The organism is Acetobacter okinawensis JCM 25146 (assembly GCF_000613865.1).
GTDB lineage: Bacteria > Pseudomonadota > Alphaproteobacteria > Acetobacterales > Acetobacteraceae > Acetobacter > Acetobacter okinawensis.
Window position 1 is genome coordinate 1 of sequence record NZ_BAJU01000035.1, and the last position, 24423, is coordinate 24423.

The 24423-nt window shown below is 60.7% G+C and carries 20 protein-coding genes and 7 pseudogenes; 16 read left to right on the top strand and 11 right to left on the bottom strand.

Annotated elements, in window-relative coordinates; translation table 11 throughout:
* The coding region (locus JCM25146_RS12075) for an RcnB family protein (RefSeq protein ID WP_025828238.1) at positions 1 to 279 on the top strand (279 nt) is incomplete at its 5' end.
* A gap of 78 nt (positions 280 to 357) precedes the next feature.
* Here JCM25146_RS12075 and JCM25146_RS19215 read toward each other — a convergent pair.
* Positions 358 to 1840: pseudogene (locus JCM25146_RS19215) on the bottom strand (amino acid permease).
* A 328-nt stretch (positions 1841 to 2168) separates the two neighbouring features.
* On the opposite strand from JCM25146_RS19215, the gene JCM25146_RS12085 reads away from it, so the two are divergent.
* Positions 2169 to 2630, top strand: coding sequence for an Lrp/AsnC family transcriptional regulator (locus JCM25146_RS12085; protein ID WP_025828240.1), 462 nt, complete (start codon positions 2169 to 2171; stop codon positions 2628 to 2630).
* 20 nt (positions 2631 to 2650) lie between these two features.
* On the opposite strand, the gene JCM25146_RS12090 is transcribed toward JCM25146_RS12085, so the two are convergent.
* Positions 2651 to 3583 (bottom strand): LysR family transcriptional regulator, encoded by a 933-nt coding sequence (locus tag JCM25146_RS12090; protein ID WP_025828242.1) that lies wholly within the window; start codon positions 3581 to 3583, stop codon positions 2651 to 2653.
* Between the two features lie 118 nt (positions 3584 to 3701).
* Between JCM25146_RS12090 and budA the strand changes: the two genes are divergently transcribed.
* The 13 genes and pseudogenes from budA to JCM25146_RS12135 all read left to right on the top strand — a co-directional run bounded on the left by budA (position 3702) and on the right by JCM25146_RS12135 (position 15079).
* Positions 3702 to 4484 carry an acetolactate decarboxylase gene (gene budA, locus JCM25146_RS12095; protein WP_025828244.1) on the top strand — a complete coding sequence of 261 codons (783 nt, stop codon included), beginning with the start codon at positions 3702 to 3704 and terminating at the stop codon, positions 4482 to 4484.
* A gap of 93 nt (positions 4485 to 4577) precedes the next feature.
* Positions 4578 to 6265: pseudogene (gene alsS, locus JCM25146_RS19220) on the top strand (acetolactate synthase AlsS).
* A gap of 332 nt (positions 6266 to 6597) precedes the next feature.
* Positions 6598 to 6959, top strand: a pseudogene (locus tag JCM25146_RS25255) (FAD-binding protein); the annotation flags it as partial.
* A gap of 195 nt (positions 6960 to 7154) precedes the next feature.
* Positions 7155 to 7367, top strand: coding sequence for an FAD-linked oxidase C-terminal domain-containing protein (locus JCM25146_RS25260; RefSeq protein WP_369347446.1), 213 nt, complete (start codon positions 7155 to 7157; stop codon positions 7365 to 7367).
* A complete protein-coding gene (locus JCM25146_RS25265) occupies positions 7355 to 7939 on the top strand; it encodes an FAD-linked oxidase C-terminal domain-containing protein (protein WP_369347438.1) in 585 nt (194 codons plus the stop codon). Before JCM25146_RS25260 ends, JCM25146_RS25265 begins: the two co-directional genes overlap by 13 nt.
* A gap of 21 nt (positions 7940 to 7960) precedes the next feature.
* A complete protein-coding gene (locus JCM25146_RS19230) occupies positions 7961 to 8887 on the top strand; it encodes an FAD-binding protein (RefSeq protein WP_148299078.1) in 927 nt (308 codons plus the stop codon).
* On the top strand, positions 8859 to 9167 hold the full coding sequence (locus tag JCM25146_RS22155) for a hypothetical protein (RefSeq protein WP_148299079.1): 309 nt from the start codon (positions 8859 to 8861) through the stop codon (positions 9165 to 9167). Before JCM25146_RS19230 ends, JCM25146_RS22155 begins: the two co-directional genes overlap by 29 nt.
* A gap of 11 nt (positions 9168 to 9178) precedes the next feature.
* A pseudogene (locus JCM25146_RS25015) lies at positions 9179 to 9391 on the top strand (4Fe-4S dicluster domain-containing protein); the annotation flags it as partial.
* Between the two features lie 248 nt (positions 9392 to 9639).
* On the top strand, positions 9640 to 10512 hold the full coding sequence (locus JCM25146_RS19235; protein ID WP_369347441.1) for a heterodisulfide reductase-related iron-sulfur binding cluster: 873 nt from the start codon (positions 9640 to 9642) through the stop codon (positions 10510 to 10512).
* 105 nt (positions 10513 to 10617) lie between these two features.
* Positions 10618 to 12314, top strand: a pseudogene (locus JCM25146_RS19240) (thiamine pyrophosphate-binding protein).
* Positions 12315 to 12342: 28 nt separating this feature from the next.
* Positions 12343 to 13086 carry a (Fe-S)-binding protein gene (locus tag JCM25146_RS12125; protein WP_025828246.1) on the top strand — a complete coding sequence of 248 codons (744 nt, stop codon included), beginning with the start codon at positions 12343 to 12345 and terminating at the stop codon, positions 13084 to 13086.
* Positions 13083 to 14489: a lactate utilization protein B gene (locus JCM25146_RS12130; RefSeq protein WP_025828247.1), complete on the top strand. Its 1407-nt coding sequence runs from the start codon at positions 13083 to 13085 to the stop codon at positions 14487 to 14489. The genes JCM25146_RS12125 and JCM25146_RS12130 overlap by 4 nt, the downstream gene beginning before the upstream one ends.
* A complete protein-coding gene (locus JCM25146_RS12135; RefSeq protein ID WP_025828249.1) occupies positions 14486 to 15079 on the top strand; it encodes a LutC/YkgG family protein in 594 nt (197 codons plus the stop codon). The genes JCM25146_RS12130 and JCM25146_RS12135 overlap by 4 nt, the downstream gene beginning before the upstream one ends.
* Before the next feature lie 106 nt (positions 15080 to 15185).
* Here the strand turns inward: JCM25146_RS12135 and murA are convergent, their stop codons facing one another.
* From murA to JCM25146_RS19245, 4 genes and pseudogenes are all read right to left on the bottom strand, one after another.
* On the bottom strand, positions 15186 to 16448 hold the full coding sequence (gene murA / locus JCM25146_RS12140; RefSeq protein ID WP_025828251.1) for a UDP-N-acetylglucosamine 1-carboxyvinyltransferase: 1263 nt from the start codon (positions 16446 to 16448) through the stop codon (positions 15186 to 15188).
* Positions 16449 to 16453: 5 nt separating this feature from the next.
* Positions 16454 to 17008 (bottom strand): dCTP deaminase, encoded by a 555-nt coding sequence (gene dcd, locus JCM25146_RS12145; protein ID WP_025828253.1) that lies wholly within the window; start codon positions 17006 to 17008, stop codon positions 16454 to 16456.
* Positions 16999 to 17217 carry a hypothetical protein gene (locus JCM25146_RS12150; RefSeq protein ID WP_025828255.1) on the bottom strand — a complete coding sequence of 73 codons (219 nt, stop codon included), beginning with the start codon at positions 17215 to 17217 and terminating at the stop codon, positions 16999 to 17001. Before JCM25146_RS12150 ends, dcd begins: the two co-directional genes overlap by 10 nt.
* 199 nt (positions 17218 to 17416) lie before the next feature.
* Positions 17417 to 18909 (bottom strand): annotated as a pseudogene (locus tag JCM25146_RS19245) (carbohydrate porin).
* Positions 18910 to 18951: 42 nt separating this feature from the next.
* Here JCM25146_RS19245 and JCM25146_RS25165 point away from each other — a divergent pair.
* Positions 18952 to 19290 carry a hypothetical protein gene (locus tag JCM25146_RS25165; RefSeq protein ID WP_199897745.1) on the top strand — a complete coding sequence of 113 codons (339 nt, stop codon included), beginning with the start codon at positions 18952 to 18954 and terminating at the stop codon, positions 19288 to 19290.
* A 275-nt stretch (positions 19291 to 19565) separates the two neighbouring features.
* Here JCM25146_RS25165 and hpnK read toward each other — a convergent pair whose 3' ends face one another.
* From hpnK to JCM25146_RS12180, 5 genes and pseudogenes are all read right to left on the bottom strand, one after another.
* On the bottom strand, positions 19566 to 20420 hold the full coding sequence (gene hpnK / locus JCM25146_RS12160) for a hopanoid biosynthesis-associated protein HpnK (protein ID WP_025828257.1): 855 nt from the start codon (positions 20418 to 20420) through the stop codon (positions 19566 to 19568).
* Positions 20421 to 20542: 122 nt separating this feature from the next.
* Positions 20543 to 21970 (bottom strand): hopanoid biosynthesis associated radical SAM protein HpnJ, encoded by a 1428-nt coding sequence (hpnJ, locus tag JCM25146_RS12165; protein WP_025828259.1) that lies wholly within the window; start codon positions 21968 to 21970, stop codon positions 20543 to 20545.
* 145 nt (positions 21971 to 22115) lie between these two features.
* Positions 22116 to 23290, bottom strand: a pseudogene (gene hpnI, locus JCM25146_RS19250) (bacteriohopanetetrol glucosamine biosynthesis glycosyltransferase HpnI).
* Positions 23291 to 23364: 74 nt separating this feature from the next.
* Positions 23365 to 24018, bottom strand: a complete 654-nt coding sequence (locus JCM25146_RS12175; RefSeq protein WP_025828261.1) for an ABC transporter substrate-binding protein — start codon at positions 24016 to 24018, stop codon at positions 23365 to 23367.
* 2 nt (positions 24019 to 24020) lie between these two features.
* The coding region (locus JCM25146_RS12180) for a transketolase C-terminal domain-containing protein (protein ID WP_025828263.1) at positions 24021 to 24423 on the bottom strand (403 nt) is incomplete at its 5' end.

The following is a 24423-nucleotide window of genomic DNA, read 5'->3' on the forward strand; positions in this document are numbered from 1 at the left end:
GGCATGTGGCGCGCAGGCGACCGGTATGATGGCGGCGGTATTTTTGTAGATAACTGGCGTGGCTACGGTGGTCTGTACGCGCCTCCGCCGGGTTATCGCTGGATCAATTATGGTGGCAGCTTTTTGCTCGCGGCCATTGCAACGGGTGTAATCTCCAATGTGATAGCTGGTGGCGCGTATGCCGCAGCACCTTACCCGGTGGCAACACCGTACCCGGCTTACCCGGCGGTGCCTGTTGTGCCAGCGCCCGTGCCATACCCACCCCCGCCGGGATACTGAGATTGGCGGAAACAGCAAAAAGGGGAGCCCATACAGGGCTCCCCTTTTTTGTTTGTCAGGGCGTGTTGGGCCGGGTTGTTATGGGGTGTTCTGGCCTGTGTGGCTGGTGGGGGTAAAATCCGCATCATCCGTCAGTTCAGCCGAGGGGATTGTTTGCGGCACAACATTGAGCGGGGTATGGCTTGCGGCTTTCCAGCCCACAAACAGCAGGGCGGCCAGTGCCGGAATGGCCATAATGGAGTAGGTGCGTTGGGTAGTCAAATAGCATCAACCCCAGAATGCTGATAAAAAAGGCAATGGTCAGCCAGGCGGTAACGGGGGCTCCGGGCATGGCAAAGCCGGTTGGGGCAATGCGGCCTGCGCGAATGGCCTGCCGTAGTTTGATCTGGCAGAACACAATAAAACACCATGTGCTGACAATGCCGATGGAGGCCATGTTCAGGACAATTTCAAAAATCTGGGCGGGCAGCAGGTAGTTCAGCCCCACCCCCACCAGATAAATGGCAACCGTTGTTAAAATGGCCGCAGCAGGCACGGCCTGCCTGTTCATGTGGGCAAGGTAGCGCGGTGCCGTGCCGTTGAGTGCCAGCGCGCGAAGCACCCGCCCAGTGGAGTACAGGCCCGAGTTCAGGCTGGACAGGGCTGCGGTCAGCACCACCATGTTCATGAGCGAATCCACCCCCGGCACCCCAAGGCGGGAGAAAAAGGTGACAAACGGGCTCACCCCTGCCTGATAGGCCGACCACGGCAGCAGCAGGACCAGCAGCGTGACCGTGCCGACATAAAAGATCATGATCCGCCAGATCACGTTGTTAATGGCCGAAGGTAGCACTTCGCGCACGTTCTGGCATTCGCCAGCGGCGGTGCCAATCATCTCTATGCCGTAATAGGCGAACACAACGCCCTGAATAAGCACAAGTGCGGGTAACATGCCGTGGGGGAACAGCCCGCCGTGCTCGGTAATCAGTCCCAGCCCCGTGGTATGCCCATCCACCGGCACACGCAGGCCCAGAATGGCGGTGCCCACGACCAGAAAAGCCAGCAGAGCCGCAACCTTGATGATGGAGAACCAGAACTCCATCTCCCCGAACCATTTGACGCCCACTAGATTCATGGCGGTAATGACAAGGAGCGCCATAAGCGCCATGACCCATTGGGGCACAACGGCAAAAACACCCCAGAAGTGCATGTAAAGGGCCACGGCGGTAATATCGACAATGCCGGTCATGGCCCAGCTGAAGAACGAGAGCGCGCCCGCAACGTAAGAGGCCTTGTCGCCCAGAAATTCCTGCGCGTAGGAGACAAAACTGCCGCTGGTGGGGCGGTACATGACCAGTTCCCCCAGAGCGCGCAGCATGAGGAAGGAAAAAATACCACAGATCAGGTAAACAATGGCAAGCGATGGCCCCACGGCCTGTAACCGGCTGCCCGCTCCCAGAAAAAGGCCGGTGCCAATGGCCCCCCCGACCGAAATCATCTGGATCTGTCGTTTACCCAGACCCTGCCTGTAGCCTTCCACTGTCTGCTCGGGCGGGGTGGCGGAGGGGAGGGGTGCGTTCATGCTCAAAGTGGTCTGTCTCCGTGCTGGCGGGGGTGCTGGTTCCGGCCATGCAACAAATCAGGGGCGTGTAAGTCCTTTTGTAACTTGTATAAAATTAAACAAAATCTGTCTGGTGCAGCAAATGGTTTTATTGTCGCCCTGCTGGGCGTGCAGGGGGCTTCTGCCCTTTTTTGCTCTTGCGCACCCGGTTGTGATGATAAAATATTGCGGGCAGGAGGCAGATAGCCTTTAATTTAAAAACAAGACATCCTGTGATGGAATCTTTCGGATTTAATAAAAAATAAATAACAAAATTTCATAGATTTGGGTAATTGGAGAGCGGCATTCCATGGAAAACTGTCTGGACAAGACGGACCGGCAGATTTTGCGCCTGTTGCAGAATAACGGGCGGATCCACAATACGGACCTTGCAGATAAGGTGCGGGTCAGCCCCGCCACCTGCCACCGCCGGGTGCAGCGGCTGTTTGATGAAGGGTATATTTCCTCCGTGCAGGCCCGGGTGGATGCCAGCCGGGTGGGCCTTGGCATGGTGGTGCTGGTCGGGGTTGTGCTTGAGCGCACCCCGCAGAGCTTTCCCACTTTTGAGGCGACCATGGCCGCGCAGCCCGCAGTGCTGGACTGCTACCTTGTTGCTGGCGATTTTGATTATTTTTTAAAAGTCCGTGTGGCAGACATGGAGGGTTTTGACCGCTTCCATACCGATGTGCTCAGTGTGCTGCCCCATGTGCGCCAGACCCGCACGTTTTTTGTGCTCCGCGCGGTGGCGGATGCAAGGGAATACGCGTTTTAGGCAACCTGCGCTCTGTGCGGTCATTCCAGATCAAAAAAATCCTGTCCGGGCTGTCGGTTTGTCCATTTGCGGCAGGCAGTGCGCAGCACGCTGGCAAAGCGCGTAACCAGCGGCATATTCTGCCCCGCCCGTATGGCCACTGCTAACGTGGCGCGTGGCGCGGGCTCGCTTATGGTGTGGAAGGTCACACCCCCGGCATGGATCTGGCTCAGTGAGCGCGGAACCACCGACACCCCAAGCCCTGCGGCAACCAGTGGAATGGTGCCCGCAATCTGGGGTGCCTGCTGCCCCATAACAGGTGTGACCCCCGCGACCTGATAGGCCGATAGAATGGCGTCATGAAAACCCGGACCCAACTCACGCGGGAAGATGATCAGCGGGTCCTGCGCCACCATATCCAGACTGATGACGGGGGTATCCGCCAACTGGTGGCCGCGTGGCAGGGCAATAACCGTGGGCTCGTCCAGCAGATGAAAAACCGAGAGTCGCACAGGGTCCGGCACGGGGGGGCGCACAATGGCAATGTCCACGCTGGGCTCATGCAGTGCGGTGCACAGCGAGGGCGTGTTGCTCTCTTCCAGAAAAATGGTGACATCTGGCGCCATTTCCCGGAACCGGCGGATGGTGAACGGGATAACCGGCAAAAGTGAGACCGCCCCCGCAAGCCCAAGGCGGATATGCCCCATCTCCCCGCGTGCAAGCCCCTGCGCTGTGGACAGGAACTGGGTCTGCAACTCCAGAATGGTTTTGGCGCGTGGGAGCAGCATGGCCCCGATATCGGTCAGCCGGACACCGCGCGTCAAACGTTCGAACAGCACCACACCAAGGTTTTTTTCAAGCTGGCGGATCTGCTGGCTGAGCGGTGGCTGCTCCATGCCCAGCGCTTCGGCCGCGCGGGTAATGCTGCCATGCTCGGCCACGGTCACAAAATAGCGCAGGTGTCGGATGTCCATGACCCATATATATCCGATATGGATAACACCGCCAAGATATATTGGAAGACTGCTTCAGACCGTTATAACATCTGCGTCAGATGATTTGGGCCAGTGCGCGTTTGAAGGAGTGTAGAGCATGGTAAAGCAGCCGGTAGCGGACATAGACCTGCGGTCCTCCGCCCTTGGGGGTGGAGTTGTTGGCAGGCCTGCGGTCAACCGCCTTTACCAGACCTCCACCATGGCCGCACTGCTCGATGCGGTATACGATGGGGAAACCACGCTGGATGAGCTGCTCCAGCACGGTAATTTTGGCCTTGGCACCTTTAACTCTCTTGATGGGGAGATGATTGTGACAGACGGTGTGGTGCGCCAGTTCCGTGCGGAAGGGCTGGCAGCAGAAGTGCCCGGATCGCTTAAAACGCCTTTTGCCTGCGTGACATATTTTGAACCCGAAAAAAATGTCATGGTCGATACGCCCAAGGACAAGGAAAGTTTTGAAGAGCTGGTGGACCAGCTTTTGGGCAACCCCAACCTGTTTGGTGCGGTGCGCTTTACCGGCCTGTTCGAGCGGGTGGATACGCGCACGGTGTTCTGCCAGTGCAAGCCTTACCCCCATATGCTCGAAGTGGTGAAAAAACAGCCGACCTTCACCATGGAATCGGTCAGTGGCACCATGATCGGCTTCCGCACCCCGGTGTATATGCAGGGCGTGAACGTGGCGGGCTACCACCTGCACTTCCTTTCCGAAGATCACAAACGCGGCGGGCATGTGACCGAATACAAGATCATCAAGGGGATGCTGGAAGTGGCCAGCATTTCCGACCTTCAGGTGCAGCTGCCGCGCACCAGACAGTTTGCGCAGGCCAACCTGAACCCCGAAAGCCTGAGCGAGGCCATTCGTATTGCCGAGGGTGGCTAACCGCTCTCTGGCTTGACCTGTTTTTTGAATTGCACGGGGTTTGCACGCGGTTTTTGTAACCCGGCCCCCGGCTGACCAGAGGTTTTTTCTACAATGACCAAAAATGCAGACACCACCGCCCAGTGCGGTGCGGAGCTTATTGTCAAAAATCTGGAAGCACACGGTATTACCCATGTGTTTGGTATTCCCGGCGCCAAGGTGGACCGTCTGTTTGACGCGCTGGTCGATTCCTCGATCGAGACCGTGGTAACACGGCATGAGCAGAACGCCGCTTTTATTGCCGGTGGCCTTGGCCGCATTACCGGCAAGGCCGGGGTGTGCATTGCCACATCCGGCCCCGGTGCTTCCAACTTTATTACCGGGCTGGCCACCGCCAACTCGGAAGGGGACCCCGTGCTGGCCATTGGCGGTGCGGTCAAGCTGGCAGACCGGCTTAAACTGACCCACCAGACCATGGATACGGTCAGCCTGTTCCGCCCCGTGACCAAATACAGCGTGGAGCTGACCACCCCCACCGCTATTTCCGAAGTGATGGCCAATGCCTTCCGCTTTGCCGAAAGTGGGCGCCCCGGTGCGGCCTTTGTCAGCACGCCCATGGATGTTCTGTCCATGCCCGCTCATGCTCCGGTGCTGGCAGACCGCCTTGCGCCGCGCATGGGGGGCGCTCCGGCTGATGTGGTGGCCGAGGCCGCCACACTGCTCAGGCATGCCAAACGCCCGGTTATGCTGCTGGGTATGCTGGCCAGCCGCCCGGATGTGGCGGAGGCCGTGCGCGCCTTTGTCAAACAGACCGGTGTGCCCGTGGTGGGGACGTATCAGGCTGCGGGGGCGGTGTCGGAAGACCTGGTGGACCGTTTTGGCGGGCGTATTGGCCTGTTCCGCAACCAGCATGGGGACCAGCTTCTGCACGAGGCAGATGTGGTGGTGGCCGTGGGCTACAACCCGGTGGAATATGACCCGTGGCTGTGGAACGTGAACGACGCACGCCAGATCATCAACATCGACATTGTGCCAGCCGAACTCGACAATGCCTTTGCCCCCGCCATTGAACTGATTGGCGATATCGGGCTCAGCCTGTCTGCCCTGGGCGGCAAGGCGGGTGGTCTGGCCCGTGCGCCAGAGCTGGAGGCCGTGCTGGAGGGGTATAAAAAAGCCCGTAGCTCCGCTCTGCTCAATGCGCGCAGCAGCAGCAACACCGCCGTGCACCCGCTCCAGATCGTGCGTGAACTGGAGCAGTTTGTTACCCCGGACATGACGTTGTGCCTGGATATGGGGACGTTCCACATCTGGCTCGCGCGGTATCTGCTGTCCTTCCGTGCACGGCAGGTGCTGATCAGCAATGGCCAGCAGACCATGGGGGTTGGCCTGCATGGGGTATTGCAGCCAGCCTTGTAAACCCATCGCAAAAAGTTGTTTCCATTTCTGGCGATGGCGGGTTCATGATGTCGAGCATGGAGCTTGAGACCGCGGTGCGCCTGAAGTGCAACCTGATCCACATGGTCTGGATCGATCAGGCTTACAACATGGTGGAAATTCAGGAGCAGAAGAAATACGGCCGTGGCTCCGGCGTGCATTTTGGTCCGATAGATTTTGCAAAATATGCAGAAGCCTGCGGGGCAAAAGGCATTACAGCCACAACGGAGGACGGGGTGCGTCAGGCCCTGCGTGAGGCTATGGATGTGGAAGGCCCGGTGGTGATTGCCGTGCCGGTTGATTACTCGCACAACCACCTGCTCATGCAGCCACTCGCACAGTTGGGTGAGACCACAGCCGCAGCCTGAACATAGGGCTGCGCTTGACGCAGAACAGGTTCTATTGCTGTCATCCGCTCCATCCGTTTCATTAGCGCGACAATGTTGTTATAACACCACAACACGGCGCCACTGGCGGACGGAGCAAAGGAGGCAGGCGCACTGCCTTTTTTCTTCCATGACGCGGCAACGCAGTATGAAAGAGAATAAGAATGCAGATGCCCGAACCCAATCAGGCCATTATAAGCCAGCGTGATGCACTGGCTCAGGGCCTGCGCCAGATCGTGGGGAAAGACTGGGTCATTTCCGACGATGCGCAGCGCAGGCCATACCAGTGTGACGGCATTACCGCTTACATGGCCATGCCGCTGCTTGTGGTGCTGCCCGGCTGTGCGGCGGAAGTGCAGGCGGTTCTGCGTTTTTGCAATGAACGGGGCGTCAAGATTGTCCCGCGCGGGTCGGGCACTTCGCTCTCTGGCGGGGCGTTGCCGCTGGAAGATGGCGTGCTGCTTGTAACCTCGCGGCTGTGCAACGTGCTGGAGGTGGATGCGCACAACCGTGTTGCCCGCGTGCAGCCCGGTGTTCCCAATATCAAAATTACCGAGCAGTCAGCCATCTTGGGCTGTGCTACATGCCCGACCCGTCCAGCCAGCTTATTTCCACCATTGGTGGCAACGTGGCTGAAAACGCAGGGGGGGTGCACTGCCTTAAATACGGCGTGACCGCCAACCATATTCTGGGCATTCAGGCGGTGCTGATGACCGGGGAGATGGTGGAGCTTGGCGGTGCCTACCTTGGTGCGGCCGAGGGCGAGCTGGACCTTATGGGTGTGCTGACCGGCTCGGAAGGGCTGCTGGCCGTTGTGACCGAAATTGCCGTGCGGTTGGAGCCGGTGCCAGAGGTGGCGCGTGTGATCTCCATGAGCTTTCCTTCGGTGGAGGAGGCCTGCGCCTGCGTGGGCGCCATTATTGGTGTGGGGGTTATTCCCGCCGGGCTGGAGTTCATGGACCGCAAGGTGCTCGATGCCGTCTCCGTCCTGATCAAGGAAAAATTTGATGACCGCACGGCAGCCCTGCTGCTGTGCGAACTCGACGGCACGGCGGTCGAGGTGGACGCCTTGTGGGGGTGGTGAGCGATGTGGCCCGCGCGCAGGGGGCGATTGAGCTCAAGGTCAGCACCACGGAGGAGGAACGCCAGCGCATATGGAGCAGCCGCAAGCTGGCGTTCTCGGCCATTGGCAAGCTCTGCCCCGATTATTACTGTACGGACGGCACCATCCCGCGCAACAAACTGCCCGAGGTGCTGAACAAGATGGCGGACATGTCCAAAAAATACGGGCTGGACTACGCCAACTGCTTTCATGCGGGGGATGGCAACCTGCACCCCATCATCATGTATGATGCGGCCAAGCCGGGAGATCTGGAAAAAGCGGAGGAGTTTGGGGCCGATGTGCTGATCGCCTGCGTGGACGCGGGTGGGGTGCTCAGCGGGGAACACGGAATAGGCGTTGAAAAACGTGACCTGATGACCCACCAGTTTACCGAAATTGATTTGCAGCAGCAGCAGATGGTCAAATGTGCGTTTGACCCCAAGGACCTGCTCAATCCGGGCAAGATGTTCCCCACCCTGTGCCGCTGTGCGGAGTTCGGGCGGATGCATGTGCATAACGGCAACCTGCGTTTTGCGGATATTCCGCGTTTCTGATTCTGGTAGGGCATTGCAAGCATGACAGACACACAAACCGTTGCATCCATGCGTCCTGCCACCACACAGGACGTTGCGGATATTCTTATGGACGCGGCCCATAACCGCACACCGCTGGTGGTGCGGGGCAATGGCACCCGCGCCGGTCTGGGCAACCCGGTTGCCGCCACACAGGTGCTGGAGCTGGGCGGGCTGGACCAGATAGATTTTTATGACCCCGATGACCTTGTCATCCGCGCAGGTGTTGGCGTGACGCTGGAGAGCGTGGAGCAGATTCTGGCGCAAAAAGGCCAGTATCTTCCCTTTGAGCCGCCACGTTATGCCGGGCTGTATGGCACGGATGGCGCACGCTGCACGCTGGGTGGTGCTGTCTCCACCGCCCTGTCCGGCCCACGCCGGATATTAACCGGCGCGGTGCGCGACTTTGTGCTGGGCGTGGAGGGTGTGAACGGTCAGGGGGACGTGTTCAAGGCCGGTGGCCGGACCATGAAGAACGTGACCGGCTACGATATCAGCAAGCTGGTGACCGGGGCCAATGGCACGCTGGCAGCCCTGACCAGTGTGACCATCAAGGTGCTGCCCGCCCCCCGGGCGGAGGTCACTCTGGTGCTGCCTGCCGCAACACTGGCGGAGGACGTGGCCCTGTTTGGCCAGATGCGCGCACTCCCCTTGGGCATTGGCGGGCTGGCCCGCCGGGTGAACGTAGCAGGTGCCTGCGAGCTGCTGGTGCGTGTGGAAGGGACCGTGCCCGGTGTTGCAGGCAACCAGCAGGTGCTGGCCGGTCTGCTGGCCCACGTGGGGTATGGTGGTGCTGGAGCAGGAGGCAAGCCATGCCCTGTGGGCCGGTGTGCGGGAGCTGGAATGCCTGAACACCCGCCCGGACGAGCTGGTCTGGCGCGTAAACCTGCCCGCCACCACCATGCCTGCTTTTGTGGAGCAGGCGCGTAGTGCGGGCTGTATCAACCGCTTTTTTGTGGACTGGGCGGGGGGCGTTGTGTTCTCCACCATGCGTGGTGTCCAGCCCGAGGTGGACACCTTGCGTTACCGCAAAATGGCGGAGCAGGCCGGTGCGCGTGCAACCATCCTGCGCGCACCGCAGGATGTGCTTGTGCGCTTTGGTGCGTTCCCACCCGTAAGTGCCGGGGTTGCAACCCTTGGAGCACGTACCCGTGCAGCCTTTGACCCCGCAGGTATTCTCAACCCCGGCCGCATGACCGTTCAGGCATAGGAGACGCCCCAATGCTCAGCCATATTCCCCAGGCCGCGCTGGATGCGGACCCGAACGTGCAACTGGCCAAAGACATTATTGGCAACTGCGTGCATTGCGGGGTGTGCCTGTCGCGCTGTCCCACCTATGCCGTAAAGCATGAGGAAAACGACAGCCCCCGTGGCCGTATTTTCCTGATGAAGGACATGTACGAAAAAGGCGGCGTGCCAGACGCCAGAACGGTCGAACATCTGGACCGCTGCCTGACCTGCCTTGCGTGCGAGGCCATTTGCCCTTCCGGTGTGGAATATTCCAAGCTCATTGCCCACGGGCGCGAATATGTGGAGGAGCACTACAAACGTCCGCTCTTCCAGCGTGCCGTGCGCGAACTGCTGGTGCGGCTCATCCCCAATGCGCGGCTGTTCCGCCTTGCCATTTTTGGCGGGCGTCTGGGGCGGCCCTTCCGCAGTCTGTTCTCCGGCACCTGCGCGCCATGCTGGACATGGTGCCCACAACACCCCTGCCAGCCCCAAGCCCCGTGGACCGGCCCCAGACCTTTTTGCCTGCGCCCGAAGGGGGCAAGGCGGTCAAGCCGCGCAAGCGTGTGGCCCTGCTCAACGGCTGCGTGCAGACGGTGCTGGACACCGCCATTAACGAGGCCACAATCCGCCTGCTCCAGCGCCACGGGGTGGAGGTTGTGGTGGCCGCAGGGTCAGGCTGCTGTGGCGCCCCCGCCGAACATATGGGGGACGAGGCGCAGGCCCTGCCACTGGTCAAGGCCAATATTGACGCATGGCTGCGCGAGGCCGATGGCCCGGACGGGCTGGATGCCATTGTCATCAACACATCAGGTTGTGGCACGTCCATCAAGGCTTATGGCCATGCGCTCCGGCTGGACCCGGCATGGGCGGACAAGGCTGCGCGTGTGTCTGCCATGGCGCGCGACATTACCGAGTTTATGGTGGAAATCGGGTTGCAAAAACCCACAATTCCCACGGGGCTGCGCGTGGTGTACCACTCCGCCTGCTCCATGCAGCACGGCCAGCGGATTGTGAACCAGCCCAAGGACCTGCTGCGTGCTGCGGGCTTTAGTGTGCTGGACGTGCCAGAGGGGTACCTGTGCTGTGGTTCGGCAGGCACGTACAACCTGCTCCAGCCCGACATTGCCAATGAGCTCAAGGAGCGCAAGCTCAAGAACATCCGCTCCGTGCAGGCCCAGATTGCCGCCAGCGGTAACATTGGCTGCATGACCCAGCTTGCGGGGGAGGTGGGGCTACCGTTTGTCCACACCGTGGAACTGCTGGACTGGGCCACAGGGGGGCCGGAACCTGCCGCCATTCAGGGCCAAAAACTGGCGGCGGAATAGAGCGCCTGGTGCGGGGCCGCGCAAACCGTGCGGCCCGTATGGGTGTGTAAAATGGGTTTGCGCATACGCAAGGTGGCGTAACAGCAGCGCGGGGGAACACAGGGCATGTCAGGCATAACAGGGGTGGATGCAGCAGGGGGGCGGGTACGCCGTGGTGCCGCCGTGCTGCTGGAGGTGCTGCGGAGCGAGGGGGTGGATTACATCTTTGGCAACCCCGGCACCACCGAACTCCCGCTGATAGACGCCCTGCTGGAAGTGCCGGACGTGCACTACGTGCTGGGTCTGCAGGAGGCCAGCGTGGTGGCCATGGCCGATGGCTACGCGCAGGCTGCCCGCAGGCCGGGTTTTCTCAACCTGCACACGGCGGGTGGGCTGGGGCATGGGCTTGGCAACCTGCTCAATGCCAGTGTCTCGCAGACCCCGCTGGTGGTGACAGCAGGGCAGCAGGATTCACGCCACACCATTTCCGACCCGCTGCTGTTTGGTGATCTGGTGCAGATTGCCCGCCCCGCCGTCAAATGGGCGCAGGAGGTTGCCCACGCGGACCAGTTGCCCGTGCTGCTGCGCCGTGCTTTTCACGATTCCACGGCAGCGCCCAGCGGGCCGGTGTTTCTCTCGCTCCCCATGGATGTGATGGAGGAATTGAGTGCGGTGGATATTGGCGCCCCATGCAGATCAACCGGCAGGCCGTAGCGGGGGGGCTGCCCGAGCTTGCACATGCGCTGGCGGGGATTGCTCCGGGGCGGCTGGCCATTATTGCGGGGGACGAGGTTTACGGCTCCGATGCCGCGGCCGAGGTTGCAGCCGTGGCCGAATGTCTGGGCGCTCCGGTTTTTGGGTCCTCTTGGCCATCGCGCATTCCCTTTGCCACCGCGCATCCGCTGTGGTGTGGTAACCTGCCAACACAGGCCACTGCCATTGCCGAAAAACTGGGCGCGTATGATGCTATTTTTGCACTGGGTGGCAAATCGCTCATTACCATCCTCTACACCGAAGGCCCGGCCCTGCCGCCAAGCTGTGCGGTGTACCAGATGTCGTCCGATGTGCGTGACCTCGGGCGGACGTTCTGGACCCCGCTCTCGGTCGTGGGGGATATCAAGGCGTCCCTGCATGCCCTGCTGCCTGAACTGCGCAGGGCCACGCAGGCGCACGCTCAGGCCTATGGTGCCGCAGGTGCGCAGGTGGCTGCGGCGCGGCGGCAGCACAGGGCGCAGGCCCGTGCGGATGTACTGACCCACAAGACGGATGCGGTCATCCACCCCAGTGTGGCTGCGTGGGAGGTGGTGCGTGCCATAGGCCCTGACATTGCCATTGTGGACGAGGCCATAGCCACGTCCTCCGATGTGCGCCTGTTTTTGGAAAGTGCATGGCCTGCGCAGTATTCCTTCCTGCGTGGTGGGGCGTTGGGCTGGGGCATGCCTGCAGCCGTTGGGGCGTCACTCGGCCTTGGGCGTGGGCGTGTGGTCTCGCTCGTGGGGGATGGGGCCGCGCTGTATTCGCCACAAGCGCTGTGGACTGCGGCGCATGAAAAGCTGCCCGTGACTTTTGTGGTCATGAATAATCAGGAGTACAATGTGCTCAAGAACTTCATGCGGCAGCAAAAAGATTATATTTCCGCGCGGGAGGGCACATATCCGGCCATGGATATTGTCAACCCGAGCATAGACTATCAGGCGCTTGCCCGTTCCATGGGTGTGCCGTCCACCAGACTGACGCGGGCAGCCGACATTGCCCCGGCACTGGAGGCGGCTTTGGCAACTGATGGCCCATCTTTAGTGGAAATTGTGATTGCAGCGAGCTGAGGAGGCTCGCTCTTTACCGGGGGTGCGTATGAAAATCGGGTTGTTTATTCCCTGTTATATAGACGCGTTTTATCCAAACGCGGGGATTGCTACACTGGAACTGCTGGAAAAGCTGGGGCAGGACGTGGAATACCCCATGAACCAGACCTGCTGTGGCCAGCCCATGGCCAATTCGGGCTGCAACAAGGACGCGGCTCCGGCAGAAGCCCTGTTTGTTAAAAACTTTGCCAAATACGACGTTATTGTTATGCCGTCGGGTAGTTGCACACACCATGTGCGTGACAATTTTGACGCCATAGAACAGACGGACGAAGTGCGCCACGTGCGTGAAAACACGTTTGAACTGGTCGAGTTTTTGCATGACGTGCTCAAGGTGGAGGACTTCCCCTGGGCCGAGTTCCCGCACAAGGTGGGGCTGCACAACAGTTGCGGCACGCTGCGGGCGTTGCGTACGGCCAGCATGTCCGAACTGGGCGAGCCGTTTTTTTCCAAACCCATGGATTTGTTGAACAAGGTCAAGGGCATTTCCTTTGCAACGCCCAAAAGGCCTGATGAATGCTGCGGTTTTGGCGGCACCTTCTCGGTGACGGAGGAGGCCGTGTCGGCCAAAATGGGCACGGACAAGGTGCGTGACCACCATCAGGCCGGGGCGGAATACATTGTTTCGGCCGATACGTCATGCATGATGCATCAGCAGGGGTGCGCGGAGCGGGCCGGTGTTCCCATCCGCTTCATTCATATTGCTGAAATTCTGAATGGAGCGCGGGAATGAAAGTCAAACCTGTCAACCACGCCAAGGCGGCCGAAGCGTTTATTGAAGATACGGCCCACATGGATTTCCATGACGAGCGGCTGTGGGACCTGCGGCAAAAGCGTGATGGCCAGATGCACATTCTGCCCGAATGGCAGGAGCTGCGCGCGCGTGCCTCCGCCATCAAGGAGCACACGCTGGCCAACCTGCCCGAATATCTGGAGCAGTTTGAGGCCAATGCCAAAAAGAACGGCATCCACGTCCACTGGGCGGCGGATGGTGCGGAACATAACCGTATAGTTGGCGAAATTCTGGAAAAGCACGGCGCCAAATCGCTCATCAAGAGCAAGTCCATGGTGACCGAAGAATGCTGCATGCGCGAGTATCTGGAACCCCGCGGCGTGGTGGTGACAGAGACGGACCTTGGCGAGCGCATCCAGCAGCTTGATAACCAGATGCCCAGCCATATTGTGGTGCCAGCCGTACACAAGCTGATCCCCGACGTGGCCAAGATTTTTGCCGAGCACTACCACACCGACCCCAACGACAACAGCGCGCAGTCTCTTGCGTGGCAGCAGCGGCTGGCCGCACGCCCGGTCATTCTGTCCGCCGATGCGGGCATGACGGGGGGCAATTTTGTGGTGGCCGAGACCGGCTCCTTTGTTGTCTGCACCAACGAGGGCAATGCCGACCTGAGTGCTACCGTGCCGGGCCTGCACATTGCCACAATCGGCATTGAGCGGCTGGTGCCGCGCATGGCGGACATGGGGGTGTTTATCCGCATGCTGTCCCGCTCGGCCCTTGGCTCGCCCATTACGCAGTACACAACGCATTTCCGTGGCCCGCAGAAGGGGAGCGAAATGCATGTGGTGCTGGTGGATAACGGGCGTTCGCACCGTTTGGGCATGGAGGAGTTCTGGACCTCGCTCAAATGTATCCGCTGTGGCGCGTGCATGAACACCTGCCCGGTGTACCGTCGTTCTGGCGGGCTGTCCTATGGTGCGGTGTATTCCGGCCCCATTGGTGCAATTATTGACCCCACTTTTAACGAGCGCAAATACAGCACGCTGCCCTTTGCCTCGACCATGAACGGGAGCTGCACCAACGTCTGCCCGGTCAAGATCAACATCCACGACCAGCTTTACAAATGGCGCAGGGTTCTGGCCGAACACCACGAACTGCCGTTTGTAAAGCGTGAGGTCATGTATATGGCCGGCAAGCTTATGGGCCAGCCCAGCCTGTACCGTGCGGCCATTAACGGCACGGAGGTCGCCCTGAGCACCATGCCGCGCTTTGTGCTGTATAACTGGCTTAATCCGTGGGGCAAGCACCGCGAACTGCCACACCCGGTCAAGCAGACCTTTCATGGCTGGTACAAGCAGAACCGGCTGAAAACCAAAAAGAAGGAAGGGGAAGGCGCATGAGCACCTCGCGCGACGCCATTCTGACCCGCCTGCGGGACAACCGGCCAGACCCCAAGGCCCACCCGCTTCCCCCCGTGGCACGGCTTGGGGATATGGACAACGGGCAGGCCCGGTTTGAAAACAGCCTCCAGCTTCTGGGTGGGCAGGTGCTGGAGCGGCAGGAAGGGGATACACTGGCCACGGCCATTGCCCGCCGCTTCCCCGATTCCAAGATCATCTGCTCCGCTGTGCCGGACTTTGACGGCACCATCCGCATAGAGGAGCTGGGTACACCACAGCAGGCGGCATCGGTGGATGTGCTGGTGGTGCGCTCCCCCTTTGGCATTGCGGAAATGGGGTCCATCTACCTGAGCGAGGCCCAGTTGAAGGACCTGAACTCGGCAGCGCATCTGACACAGCATATTGTGGTCATTCTCTCGGCTAAAAACCTGACGGCCAACATGCACACGGCCTATATGGACCGCCCCGAGTTCCATACCGCCAATTACGGTGTGCTCATGAGCGGGCCGTCCGCCACAGCGGATATTCAGGGCGTGCTGGTCCGTGGGGCACAGGGTGTGCGCACACTCAGTGTCTGGTGGGAAGACTGAACGCCAGATCACCTGCTCCCAAAGGGTAATCCCTGAGGGCTGGTTATATAAAAAAGCCGGAGCAGTAGGTGCTGCTCCGGCTTTTTTATGTGCAGTGCGGAAGGTTTTAGTCCCGCACGCGCTCAATTAGTGCGCCGCATTTGGCCAGTTTGCGTTCCACGGCCTCGTACCCCCGGTCAAGGTGGTACACGCGGCTCAGAATGGTCTCACCATGGGCGGCAAGCCCTGCGAGAATGAGCGAGAACGATGCCCGCAGGTCGGTCGCCATGACCGGCGCGCCAGACAGGCTGTGCACCCCACGGATAATGGCAGAAGACCCATGCACGTTAATGCGTGCGCCCATGCGGTTGAGCTCGGGCACATGCATGAACCGGTTTTCAAAAATGGTTTCGGTAATCATGGACGCGCCTTCAGCGACCGAGAGCAGGGCCATGAACTGGGCCTGCATGTCGGTCGGGAAGCCGGGGTACGGTTCGGTCATAATATCGATCCCGCGCAGAGCACCGGTGCGGCGCACGCGCATGGTGTCTCCATCCTGGGTGACTTCAACCCCACATTCCTCCAGCGCACGCACAACGGCGCCAAGGTGGTCCATCTGCCCGCCGACCAGCCGCAGGTCACCCCCCGTAATGGCGGCAGCACAGGCGTAGGTGCCGCATTCAATCCGGTCGGGCATAATGCGGTGCTCGGCCCCGTGCAGGGCCTCCACGCCATCAATCAGAATGGCGGAACTGCCCGCGCCGGTAATGCGTGCGCCCATGGCGTTCAGGCAGTTGGCCAGATCCACCATTTCAGGCTCGCGGGCCGCGTTGATGATCTCGGTTTTACCCTGTGCCAGCGTTGCCGCCATCATCAGGTTTTCGGTCGCTCCAACGGAGGCGAAGGGCAGAATGATCCGCTCCCCCTTAAGCCCCTTGGGCGCGCGGGCGTTGATGTAGCCGTTCTCCAGCGTAATCTCGGCTCCCAGTGTTTCCAGCCCCTTCAGGTGCAGGTCCACAGGCCGGGTGCCAATGGCGCACCCACCGGGGAGAGACACGCGTGCCTCCCGGCAGCGGGCCAGAAGCGGGCCCAGCACCAGAATGGAGGCCCGCATTTTGGAGACAATGTCATACGGGGCTTCGGTGTTGGTGATCTCTCCCCCGACAGACAGCGTTGTGCCATCGCCCGCCACGTCCTGCACATCCAGCCCGTGCTGCTCCAGCAGGGCGCGCATGGTGGCAATGTCGGCAATATGGGGCACATTGCTCAGCACAAGCCGTTCAGAGGTCAGCAGCCCTGCAACCAGCAGCTTGAGCCCTGCGTTCTTGGCCCCGCCAATGGTAATTTCTCCATGCAGGGGGCGCCCCCCGCGAATGACAAAATGGTCCATGTGCCTTACATCCGCGGCGTGGCAACGCCACGCTGGCCCATGTATTTGCCTGCACGGTCAGCGTAGCTGACCTCACACGGGGAATCGCCTTTGAAGAACAGGAACTGGCAGATACCCTCGTTAGCGTAAATGCGCGCAGGCAGGGGCGTTGTGTTGCTGATCTCGATCGTGACCTGCCCTTCCCATTCGGGTTCAAGCGGGGTGACGTTTACAATAATACCGCACCGCGCATAGGTGGACTTGCCAAGGCAGACCACCAGCACATCACGCGGAATACGGAAGTATTCAATGGTGTGGGCCAGCACAAAGCTGTTGGGCGGAATAATGCATTCATCCGCCTTGCGGGACACAAAACCCTCGGGGCTGAAGTTCTTGGGGTCCACAATGGCGTTGTTCACATCCGTAAAAATACGGAAATCATCTGCCACCCGGGCGTCATACCCGTAGGAGGACAGACCGTAGGAAATAACGCCTTCGCGCCGCTGGTTCTCCACAAACGGTTCGATCATGCCGTGATCGTTCGCCATCTGGCGGATCCATGTATCGGGCATCACGGGCATGTCTTGCTCTCTCCATTACCGGGTATGTGTGTGGTGGCGGGTTTGTCCTCCGCCGTGTGGTCCTGTCTGGTGCGGGCCTGATCCTTGCGGCGGCGCAGGTTGGCGCGCAGGGCCGCAGCCTGCCGGGCAAGGCGTTCGGTGCGGGCCGCTTCCGCTCTGGCGGAAAGGGTCTGTCCGGGGGAGGGGGTGTTGTCGGGCGTGTCAGTCATGCCAGATGCAGCAAGGCCAGTCGCGTGCAGGTTGAACGTTCGCCTTGTTGACTAGCAGAGCTACCACCCCATGCCTAGGGCCTGCCACGGGGGCAGGCCCTGTTCATGCTGTTTTGTGGGGCGGGGGGCAAAGCCGGTGTGGCCCCTGTGTGCGTGGTTTTATAAAATGCGCCAGCAGGGGCTTGCCCGCAGGGTGGGTTTACAGGTTGGCAATAACCTTAAGGCCGATCAGTGCCGCATCGGGGATATGGTGCGTCTCACCCGGGTGGATCAGGTACTGGAACTCGGGCTGGACCAGTACGCCGTGGGTTGCATCAATCCCGTAATAAGCTTCGATCAGCTCGGAATCGTTCTGGATTCCGCGAATGGTCGAACCCAGAGAGTACCCGCCGTCCACGGCCAGAATTTCGCTCTCGCGGCGGCGGCGGCTGACTTTGTACCAGGAGTACAGCACGCCAAACCGGTCGGTCAGGCGACCCGGAATCAGCCCCACAAACGACAGGCCCCCATAAGCCTGGTCAGATATGTTGACCACGCGCGGGGTGGCATGCACGTAGCCTGCCATCAGGTAGCCACCGGCCATCTGGTTACGCCCGCCAAGGCGGTAGACCATCTGGTCTGCCTCCAGCCACATGGCGTCGGATGGCGCGGAGCGTGTGCCCGGCAGTGTGTTGGCCACGCGGCTGGGCAGGACCGAGCCAATCTTGTCCGCATAACGGGTTGTATCGTGCTCATACCCGATCACGTAGTGGCCGGGCAGGCGGTTGCGGGTCAGGAACGGCGCCCAGGTGAACTCGATCGGTAGGGAGAGGCCCGTAGCGTCCTCCGACCCCCATGACCAGCCAGAGGGGTTCTGCGTCAGGGTGCTGACGGAGTATGCACCCACCTGTATGGCCGTGTCCCGCGTGGGGCGGAAGCGTGCGCGCGCCCCCATGTGGCCTTGGGGTACACGCTCATGCCCGGCAGCTGCTTGATAGCTACAGGGGCGGAGCAGGTGACCATGAACGAACACAGCAGCGGGGATGTGGCGAACACATGGGTCAGGGACATACGGCCAAAAATGATGTCCAGCTTGTTGTTGAGCATCTTCTTTTCGGCGTACATGTCCACCAGATGGGCCGCCACGTTGCCAGAGAGCGTGTACACCTCCTGCAGGGCCACGTAGTATTCACCCGCGCGCACGTTCTGCGCCGCACGGCCCGCACGTTCCATGACCAGTCCATGCACAGACCAGCCGTTGAGTGCCGGGTTCATGCGGCCCAGATCAAACGTGGTCTGCAAGGTCAGCTCATGCACGTAGCTGATGCCCTTCTGGTCATGCAGCCCCCCTGCGGCCAGCCCCATGGCCTCTCCCTTGTAGGAGAACGAGAACGAAAAGCCCTTGTCACGCAGCCGGTCGCGGAATGGCATCAACTGCGGGATCAGGTGCCCCGTGCCTGCGGTGGGCACGTAGTAGGGGTCTGGCAGGTCATAGTCGCGCTGGGCGTCTATGCTTGCGGGCAGCAGGGCGGATGGCCCTTCGGCATTGCTCAGGGCGTCCAGTTCAATCTGGTGCAGGGAGTGGGGTGTGTCTGACGGCATGATCGGCATGACGCTCAGCGGCGCCAGACCGGGGGACGGCAGAATGGGCACCCCGCTGGGCGGGATGGGCGTATTGGGCGGGCGGCGGATTGCGCTCAGGTCCGGACCCATGGTCTCTGCATCCAGCGGACGCAGGGACTGTGTGGGCAGGGCATGGACCTTGCTGCCGGGGTTGATGATCGTGTCCGAGATGGGGGCAACACTGGCTGCGCCGTCAGGGCGGAGGCATGGGTGGTCTGCGCACGAGCCACGCCCGTAGCAAAAGGTGCGTGCCAGACGGAGGCCAGCGCAAGGGCGGCCGCAGTAGTGGTGCGGGGGGCAAAGATGCACGGCGTGCGTGTGGGCGTGCCGTGGGGCTGGGGGCGGTGTATTTTTGGCATTGTTATTCCGCTTCCTCTCGCTCTTGCTGGAGGGAGTTATCCTGTGCGTGCAGAGTGCTGGGGAGGGGGCTCCCCCTTGGGGCTGGTGTTCAGACCGCCTGAGCGGTGCTGACGACAGCCTTGCAGGGATAGGCACTGCGGCTGCGCGTATAAGGCAGGGCAGCAGAAGGGCAGAGGCGGAAATTCCTGTGTGCAGGATGTGCGACCATGGGACAGACCGTTATTGTTTTTGTTGTTGTCGGTTTGCCATCAGGAGCATGAAGGGAAATACCCGGTCAAGAGGGTTTGAGTAATATTATTACCCAAAAACCCTACAAATCGGTTCTTTAGGAAAAAACGAGTGCAAATTTTTGTTATAACGATAAATTTGCAACATACGCGCAGCAGCTATGCACTCCGTGCGATATCCTGCCAGCCGCATAGCTGCGCGCCCGCATGTTCCAGCCCTTTGCGAAAGCCGACCGAGCATAGCGCCTGAAATTCGGCCTCGTGCTCATAGGTTGGCATCAGCTCTTCCAGCATGGCGTTCTTGTGGGTGGCGGGGTGGAAGTAGATCTCGGACACGCCATCAGGCAGGTGGGCGGCAAGGGCTGCCATGCGCTCGGTGGTCATGTGTCCGCTCCATGCCAGCCCAAAGCACCAGTCATTGGTCGCCATGCCCGCCGCATGGGCCTGATGGCGCAGTATGGCGGTCCAGTGGCGCAGGGCGGCATCTCCGAGCGTGTCGGTATAGGTGCCTGCGGCATACAGGGGTTTGGGGGGTTCCAGCGGCACGCGCACGGCATTGAGCCCGTAGCCCTTGCCAATGCCGATCATCATTTTGCCCACGGTGGGGTGGAGGTGCATGTGCTTGTGGGCGTTGGCATGGTCAAGTGCCAGCCCCGTGCGGCTGAAGGCCTCAAACTGGGCGGTAATTTCCGCCTCCAGTTCGCGCCGTCCTTCGGGGCGGAAAAAATAGTCCACCCCAAGCCCAAGCTGGGAGGAGGAGAACCAGCCATTGTCCCGCGTAATCAGCGGCAGGCGGGCATGGGGCAGCACCGATGGTCCTTCAATCACCACCAGATGCAGGCCAACATTCAGGGAGGGCAGGCGTTTGGCCCGCTCCACCGCATCCTGTGCTGCGGGGCCGGAGACCATAAGACTGGCGGTTGAGAGCACGCCGTTAACATGGGCCTGTTCAATGGCCTCGTTCACTTCAACCGACATGCCGAAATCATCGGCAGAAATAATGGCGCGTTTCATGGTTCTGGCAGCCCTTTGTAACCTTTGCCTGTGTCTAACACCGGCGGGTGGGGGCTGTCATGGCTGTTCTGGGTGGGGGACTTATGCGCCGTCCCCCACCCAGAGCCGTAAGTTATGCCAGATCAGGCAGCCTTGCGGCCTTTAAGGAACTGGAAGAACTCCACACCCTCGCGCAGGCGGCGCTTCATCATCTGGGGGGAGCGCACCATTTCACCTACGATGGAGGCAATCTTGGGCGCGCGGAAGTAGAACTTCTTGTAGAATTCTTCCACGCTGTTGAAGATTTCGGTGTGCGACAGGTGGGGGTAGTGCAGCGGAGCAATCTGCACGCCGTTGTCGTCGAGCAGTTCTGCGTTGCTTTCGTCCAGCCAGCCGTTTTCCGTGGCTTCCTTGAACAGGGCCGTGCCGGGGTAAGGGGCAGCAAGGGAAACCTGCAACGTGTGCGGGTTGATTTCCTGCGCGAAGCGAATGGTCTCCTGAATGGTTTCCTTCGTTTCGCCCGGCAGACCCAGAATGAAGGTGCCGTGGATTTTAATCCCCAGCTCATGGCAGTTCTTGGTGAACTCGCGCGCAACTTCAACGCGCATGCCTTTTTTGATGTTGTGCAGGATCTGCTGGTTCCCGCTTTCGTAGCCGACCAGCAGCAGGCGCAGGCCGTTGTCACGCAGGACCTTGAGCGTGTCATACGGCACGTTGGCCTTGGCGTTGCACGACCAGGTTACACCCAGCTTGCCCAGTTCACGCGCAATGGCTTCGGCACGGGGCAGGTCATCGGTAAAGGTGTCATCATCAAAGAAGAACTCCTTCACCTGCGGGAAGTACTGCATTGCCAGACGGATTTCCGCCGCCACATGCTCCGGGCTGCGGGTGCGGTAGCGGTGGCCACCCACGGTCTGCGGCCACAGGCAGAACGTGCAGCGCGATTTGCAGCCACGGCCCGTGTAAATGGACAGGTAGGGGTGCATAAGGTAGCCGATGAAGTAGTCTTCAATCCGCAGGTCGCGCTTGTACACTTCGGTCACGAAGGGCAGGGAATCCATGTCCTCGATCATGGCGCGGTCACGGTTGGCAATGATCTGGCCATCCTTGTTGCGCCACGTAATGCCGTCCACGTCCTTGAAGTCCATGCCATCGGCAATGTCCTTGATCGTGTAATCAAATTCATTGCGGGCAACAAAGTCGATGGGCGCACCCTTGAGCAGGCTTTCCTCGGGCTGCACGGCAACCTTGGCGCCAACCATGCCAATCTTCAGGTTCGGGTTCACGTCCTTGAGCATCTGGGCCACCTGCACGTCCTTGGCAAAGGACGGGGTGGAGGTGTGCAGCACCACCAGATCGCGGTTTTTCACATCTTCGAGAATGGGCTCCATGCCCATGTTGGCGGGGGGGGCGTCAATCAGGCGGCTGCCGGGAACCAGAGCCGCAGGTTGGGCCAGCCATGTCGGATACCAGAAAGATTTGATTTCACGGCGTGCCTGATAGCGCGAGCCTGCGCCGCCATCAAAACCATCAAAAGTTGGCGGCTGAAGAAAAAGGGTTCTCATCGTCATCGGTTTCTATCCTGACAAGGGCGTAAAACGGTGGGGTCCAACAGTAAGCGCGGACATGAAGCTGGCGCAGGGACTTCACGTGTCTGCTTTGGTTTAGGCAATTACTCTGGCGCATATGTGTAAGGCAAGCTTTTGCATGCGCAGGCTATGGGCCGGGGGAGAGGCTGCGCACCGGGGTAGGGGCTGCGGTCGGGTGGGGGGCAATGTGCATGGTCTGCCCCCGCCAGTGCACTTCTGTACCACTGGCGCTGGCGACCATAATGGCGGCAGACAGCCAGTCCCGCACGGGGAGCAGCAGAAGCGGCCACAGCGGGCGCGAGCCCACGGCGCGGTCAATCAGCAGCGATGTCAGGGCACGCATGGCCCATATGCCCCAGAAGAATGGCAAACTCCATGCTGCATGTGGCTGAAAAAGCACAACCAGCGTCGCCCAGAACAGGGGAAGCTGGATGGAGGAGGCTGCATAGCCCATGGGCGCGAGCGTGCACACCGTGCGGCCCCAGCGCAGTTCATGGCGGAGCAGCTCGCCCATGCTGGATTCGGCAATGGTGGTCCACGTCATGCATTCGGCAATGGCAATGTTCATGCCTGCCTGCCGCACAAGCCTGCCCAGCAGGGCGTCATCCGCAACATGGGGCAGAAGGGCTTCCAGCCCGCCTACCGCATCCAGCGTCTGGCGGCGCAGCGCCATGGTGGCGCCCAGACAGTCCTGCCGCCCAAGATAGCGGGAGAGCATGACGCCGGGCAGAAAGTTGTGTTGATCTGGCAGGCCGCGAGCATCTGCACCAGCGATCCACTGGCGGGCAGGCCCGCGTACAGCGTGGTGACCAGCCCGGTGTTGGGCTGGTGTAGGGCAGAGACAATATGTTGCAGGTAGTCGGGCCGCACATGAATGTCGGAATCGGAGATAACCAGAATCTCATGCCGTGCTCTGGGCAGGATATTCATCAGGTTACTGATCTTGCGGTTCAGCCCGTGCAGGGCGGGGTCCACCACAAGCTCCATGTCCAGATGTGGGTGGCGCTCCTGTAAGCGGCGTACAATGGCAATGGCGGGGTCGTCCGCATCGCGTACACCAAACAGGATCTGCATCTGGGGGTAGTCCTGCGTGCAAAAACTTTCCAGCGCCTCTTCCAGCAGGGGTTCGGAGCCGTAAAGGGGTTTGAGCACGGTTACCGGGGGCGGGTTGCCCAGCACAACTGGCCGCCGCTCGGTGCGGCGGAAGCGTGCCAGTAGCCCAGCCCCCAGAGAGGACTGTACGCAGCCGGTAACAGAAAGAAGCGCGCTGGCAGCCGCCAGAAGAGGGAGAACCGCTACCATGCTTCAACCATCATGCGCCCCATAGCGGGGATTGGTGTCTGTTTGCGTTGCCGCACGCGCCTCGTCCTGTTCCCTTAATCTTTGGCGTAGGTCTGAGCCTTGCGCTCAAGTACGCTGATAAGGCCGGACACGCCACCAGAGGTCAGTGTGGAGCTGAAGTCCGAACGCTGTGCCGCAGCCTGGCTGATCCGGGCGTCGCTGAGCAGCACGTCCACGATCTTCCATGACCCGCCAGCATTGTTCATGACATAGCTGAGTTCGGTCGGGGTGGAGCCGTCGCTGGCACCAAGATTGGTGACGACAAGCTTGTTACCGCCCACGGGGCTGTCGGTCACATCCGGCAGAATGGTGAACTTGACGTCCGCACCGGGCTTGAAGTTGCTCACATAGCGCGCGACCGTATAGTCCTTGAACGCGGCAAGCAGCTTCTGCTTTTCATCAGCACTCAGCCCGTTGTAGCGCAGGCCGATGGAGGCCTTGAGCACGGCTTCCAGATTATAGGACTGGTCCACGGCTGCGGCTACGATCTGGCTGCGCTCGGCAAAGCTGCCGTGGGACTGCACGATCTGTTCCAGCGCTTTGTACAGGGTCTGTACCGGGGCGATAACCGCGCTGGAGGGAGCGGACTGGGCAAACGCGGCCGGGGCGGATACGCCAACCCCAACAGCGGGAAGGAGCGCCATGCTCATGCCAAGCACGAGCCCTGCGCGGAAAGAAATACGTTTCATGCTTACGATTTTGTCCCGGTTGCACAGTTTGGCAAGGTTGCTTCGAGCATGTCTCCGATGCCCGCAGCGCTCACGCCGAGTGCGTTGAGTGCGGTTGCGACGATGTGGGGGGCGGAGAGCCCGGCCTCGTCATACTGTGCGTCCTGCGTGTTATGGTCGATAAAGCGGTCGGGCAGGGTCATGGGGCGGAAGCGCACCCGGTCCAGCAGGCCGGTGCGGGCCAGATGGTGGCAGACCTGTGTGGCAAACCCGCCTTCGGAGCCTTCCTCAATGGTAATCAGCACCGCGTGGTTGCGGGCGAGGTTTTCCACCAGCGCCGTATCAATCGGCTTGGCAAAGCGTGCATCGGCAACCGTGGGCGGCAGGCCGCGGGCGGCCAGCATGTCGGCAGCCTGAAGGCATGCA

Coding starts and splice junctions, on each gene's coding strand:
- JCM25146_RS22155 (WP_148299079.1), top strand. CDS start 8,859: ATGCCTGCTTTTGTGGAGCAGGCGCGTAGTGCGGGCTGTATCAACCGC.
- JCM25146_RS12085 (WP_025828240.1), top strand. CDS start 2,169: ATGGAAAACTGTCTGGACAAGACGGACCGGCAGATTTTGCGCCTGTTG.
- JCM25146_RS12175 (WP_025828261.1), bottom strand. CDS start 24,018: ATGAAACGTATTTCTTTCCGCGCAGGGCTCGTGCTTGGCATGAGCATG.
- budA (WP_025828244.1), top strand. CDS start 3,702: ATGGTAAAGCAGCCGGTAGCGGACATAGACCTGCGGTCCTCCGCCCTT.
- JCM25146_RS19235 (WP_369347441.1), top strand. CDS start 9,640: ATGCTGGACATGGTGCCCACAACACCCCTGCCAGCCCCAAGCCCCGTG.
- JCM25146_RS19230 (WP_148299078.1), top strand. CDS start 7,961: ATGACAGACACACAAACCGTTGCATCCATGCGTCCTGCCACCACACAG.
- JCM25146_RS12150 (WP_025828255.1), bottom strand. CDS start 17,217: ATGACTGACACGCCCGACAACACCCCCTCCCCCGGACAGACCCTTTCC.
- JCM25146_RS12090 (WP_025828242.1), bottom strand. CDS start 3,583: ATGGACATCCGACACCTGCGCTATTTTGTGACCGTGGCCGAGCATGGC.
- dcd (WP_025828253.1), bottom strand. CDS start 17,008: ATGCCCGTGATGCCCGATACATGGATCCGCCAGATGGCGAACGATCAC.
- JCM25146_RS12130 (WP_025828247.1), top strand. CDS start 13,083: ATGAAAGTCAAACCTGTCAACCACGCCAAGGCGGCCGAAGCGTTTATT.
- murA (WP_025828251.1), bottom strand. CDS start 16,448: ATGGACCATTTTGTCATTCGCGGGGGGCGCCCCCTGCATGGAGAAATT.
- JCM25146_RS12135 (WP_025828249.1), top strand. CDS start 14,486: ATGAGCACCTCGCGCGACGCCATTCTGACCCGCCTGCGGGACAACCGG.
- JCM25146_RS12125 (WP_025828246.1), top strand. CDS start 12,343: ATGAAAATCGGGTTGTTTATTCCCTGTTATATAGACGCGTTTTATCCA.
- JCM25146_RS25165 (WP_199897745.1), top strand. CDS start 18,952: ATGGACCTTGCTGCCGGGGTTGATGATCGTGTCCGAGATGGGGGCAAC.
- hpnJ (WP_025828259.1), bottom strand. CDS start 21,970: ATGACGATGAGAACCCTTTTTCTTCAGCCGCCAACTTTTGATGGTTTT.
- hpnK (WP_025828257.1), bottom strand. CDS start 20,420: ATGAAACGCGCCATTATTTCTGCCGATGATTTCGGCATGTCGGTTGAA.
- JCM25146_RS25260 (WP_369347446.1), top strand. CDS start 7,155: ATGAGCTTTCCTTCGGTGGAGGAGGCCTGCGCCTGCGTGGGCGCCATT.